This is a genomic window from Megasphaera stantonii, assembly GCF_025567065.1.
GTDB lineage: Bacteria > Bacillota > Negativicutes > Veillonellales > Megasphaeraceae > Megasphaera > Megasphaera stantonii.
Genome location: NZ_JAOQKD010000044.1, coordinates 1 through 3,096, shown reverse-complemented (window position 1 = coordinate 3,096; position 3,096 = coordinate 1). Strand labels below are relative to the sequence as shown.

Genomic DNA, 3,096 nt, shown 5'->3' with positions numbered 1-3,096 from the left:
TAAGCCTCCTATGATTTAGATTGTATCATAGAAGACCTATACCTAGCAGTTATTTACAGAAAAAGCTTCACATAGTCTTCTGACGCCGTCTCTGTTTGTATATCCTCCTTACGCCTCTTCGCCGTTCAACGGATGTATGTCATACCGATGCATTATGTCGCAAAACTTCGCCATGGCCGCTTGGGTCAGCTTATGCGTCTGCGACAGGGACAGGCCGCAGCAGCGGGCTATGTCGGCATACGTCAGGTCAGCATGATACCGCAGATGGAGAAATTGCCGTTCTTTCTCAGTCAAGTGAGCCAAACACTGGCGAACCTTTTCCTGCAATTCCGCTACAACGGCTCGGCGCTGCGGGTCTTGCTCGTCGCCGCCAGAGATTCCCAACACCTCGATAACCTCGTCGACATGAAGCATATGCTCTATTATCTCGGCATACGTCCGAATCCGTCTGCTATCCCTTTTAAATATTCTGTCTACAGCCCGGCGAAAGGCCTTGTGAACTTCCTCGCTGCCGGACATGTCAAAAGCGTGAATACATTCGAGCATAGCTAATTGCGCCACCGATATGGCCTCGTCCAATGAATCATAACAATACTGATAACGACAAGCATACTTGTAAATCAAGGAACGGAACTGCTGCAATATCATTAATATAGCCTCTTCTTCACCTTTCTGAGCCCGGTCAATCCACCGGCGCATGGTCTGGTTCATGGAAAATTCCTCCTTTAAACAAATAAAATGATAGAAAAAAACGAGCCGAGGTTTCCCCCGACTCGTTTTACTTGTGCTGCGTCAGCTATAAACTGAGCGCTATTCCCTTTTGTATGAAATTAGTTAGCCCGTACGCGTTCAATCGTCGGGTTGCCGTCTTTATCCTTCGCGACGGTAGCGATGTGGAAGTATTCCAATTCCGGCTTGAATTCTTCTACCAGACGAGCATCTACTTCTGCGCCGGCTTGGATAGCATTGTAGACAATCTGGGCAAATTCATACCGCGTCATGTTGCGGTCGCCCTTGAATTCGCCGTCCGGATAGCCCTTGACCAGGCCGCTCTTAGCCATGGCTGCGACAGCTTCGTATGCCCAGTGGTTTTCCGGTACATCCGGGAACATGGTCGTCGTATCCGTTTCCGTCTGTACGCCGACTAATGCGTTGACCATAGCCGTCAATTTCTGGATCTGCGCATCCTGCTTGGCTACGATGTCGCGCATGGACTTGATTTCCTTGGCCATGGCCGTCCGGGACGTCGTGACATGGCTGGAGCCTGCACCGATTTTCAGCGATACGCCAGCATTAATCATGTTTTCCCCATTGCCGAAAGTACCGCCGACGCTGAACATCGTGTCTTCATTGGGACGATAGAAGGTACCGACAGCAACGGCGTTTTCGCCGTTATAGTTACCATAACCGGCAGCAAAGTCCCACTTAGCGTCTGGGTCGAAATCCAGCGGATGCAAAGCAGCCAACGCAGCTGCGCCAGCACCGACCTTGTCGATACGGCTGTCGAGGTTATCGACACGGTGGTTCAAGTTGTTGATATCCTGACGATTTTGCGCAATAGCAGTGCTGTTGATATTGATGCCTTCCGTCAAGGTCGAGCCACCATTCGTCAAGTTTCCATCGCCAACAATTTCTTGAACGTTGTCGGCTTTATTCCATGCTTCGTTAGCCGTTCCTTGGGCATTATCGGCTTTATTCCATGCTTCGTTAGCCGTTCCCTGGGCATTGTCTGCTTTGTTCCACGCTTCGTTGGCTGTTCCCTGGGCATTGTCTGCTTTGTTCCACGCTTCGTTGGCTGTTCCCTGGGCATTGTCTGCTTTGTTCCACGCTTCGTTGGCTGTTCCCTGGGCATTGTCTGCCTTGTCCCACGCTTCGTTGGCTGTTCCCTGGGCATTGTCGGCCTTGTCCCACGCTTCGCTGGCTGTTTCTCCACTTTCAACGGCACTTACTAAATCATCTGGAGTAAAATATGTATCTCCATTCTCTCCAGGAACTCGGAATTGTCCATCAGGTCCAATATTAAAAGCACCATCTCCAAAAGATACTCCGCCATCATCATAAACCTTTAAATTGCCATTATCATTTTGAATGTAATCCGCACCATCAGGTCGTGAGAAATCAGCTTGTACACTTCCAGCCCCCATAGTCAACACCAAAGCAGCTAATACAGCGGCGGCACTTCTGCCGACGCGGCTGCCCGTGCTTTTCGTGCAGCTGTGCGCGAATTCCGATACGACGACATACTGATGTTTTACTTTACTCCATATTACCTTGTAAATCCGGTTCATACATGTTTCCTCCTTGTATTCATACTTGGCTTCGCGTGTTTTTACTTTTTTCTGTGCAAGGAAAACCATTTCTCGCGGCAGGTCAGGCTGCAGAAGGTCGTCCGCCGGTCTTTGGCCTCGCTCACTTCAACGAGGGTGCCGCAGTTGCGGCAATGGAAGGAGCGGCGGATGACTACGGACGTTACCTTTTTGGAGTGCTTCCAATAGAGCCTCTCGCAATGGGACGAGCAGAACTTTGTCCGCCGGTCCGTCGACTCTGTGACCCGCACGAGGCGGCCGCACTTGATACAGCGGAAGCTGCGCAGGGCCTCGGCGTCTTTCGGAGGCCGCACGTGGTTGTTCACGCCGTGTCGGTGGGCATACCGCCGGCAGTAGGAGCAGCAGTATTTCTGCGTCACCCTGTCGGCCAGGAATTCCTTGCCGCAGATGGGGCATACAGCCGGCCGCTTCATAGGCTTACCTTGCCGTCTCCAGCAGCCATATACCGTCCGGCCTGCTTCCAGCCAAGGCAGGCACGCAAAAAAGACAGCATAAACCTATGCTGCCTAAAACACACGCTATGATGCATAACAGATGTATTTGAGTTCTTATCCCAGGATGTATTCACCCAGTTATTCTAACGGTTCAAGCCAGAGAACATATCTTTCACCCCCTTTTATAGCATTCAGTATATCACTTTACTAACATAAATACAATATCCCCCACTTTGTGACAGTGTCAAGTTGTTGTGGGTATATATTTGACAGAAACATCTTGGCATGTAAATCCGGCCTTTTAGTATCTAATGTATATGGTGATATCCACTGTT

The 3,096-nt window shown here is 50.2% G+C and carries 3 protein-coding genes; all 3 read right to left on the bottom strand.

Features of this window, described 5'->3' with window-relative positions; all coding sequences use genetic code 11:
* Positions 1-108: 108 nt before the first annotated feature.
* The 3 genes from OCV58_RS12115 to OCV58_RS12100 all read right to left on the bottom strand — a co-directional run bounded on the left by OCV58_RS12115 (position 109) and on the right by OCV58_RS12100 (position 2,740).
* Positions 109-711, bottom strand: a complete 603-nt coding sequence (locus tag OCV58_RS12115; protein ID WP_154878006.1) for an RNA polymerase sigma factor — start codon at positions 709-711, stop codon at positions 109-111.
* A gap of 119 nt (positions 712-830) precedes the next feature.
* Positions 831-2,288, bottom strand: coding sequence for an ESPR-type extended signal peptide-containing protein (locus tag OCV58_RS12260; RefSeq protein ID WP_394802447.1), 1,458 nt, complete (start codon positions 2,286-2,288; stop codon positions 831-833).
* Positions 2,289-2,329: 41 nt separating this feature from the next.
* On the bottom strand, positions 2,330-2,740 hold the full coding sequence (locus OCV58_RS12100; protein ID WP_154878004.1) for a hypothetical protein: 411 nt from the start codon (positions 2,738-2,740) through the stop codon (positions 2,330-2,332).
* Positions 2,741-3,096: the final 356 nt, after the last annotated feature.

Bases quoted from the DNA above. Each gene is read 5' to 3' on its own strand.
- OCV58_RS12115 (WP_154878006.1), bottom strand. From the start codon at position 711: ATGAACCAGACCATGCGCCGGTGGATTGACCGGGCTCAGAAAGGTGAA.
- OCV58_RS12260 (WP_394802447.1), bottom strand. From the start codon at position 2,288: ATGAACCGGATTTACAAGGTAATATGGAGTAAAGTAAAACATCAGTAT.
- OCV58_RS12100 (WP_154878004.1), bottom strand. From the start codon at position 2,740: ATGAAGCGGCCGGCTGTATGCCCCATCTGCGGCAAGGAATTCCTGGCC.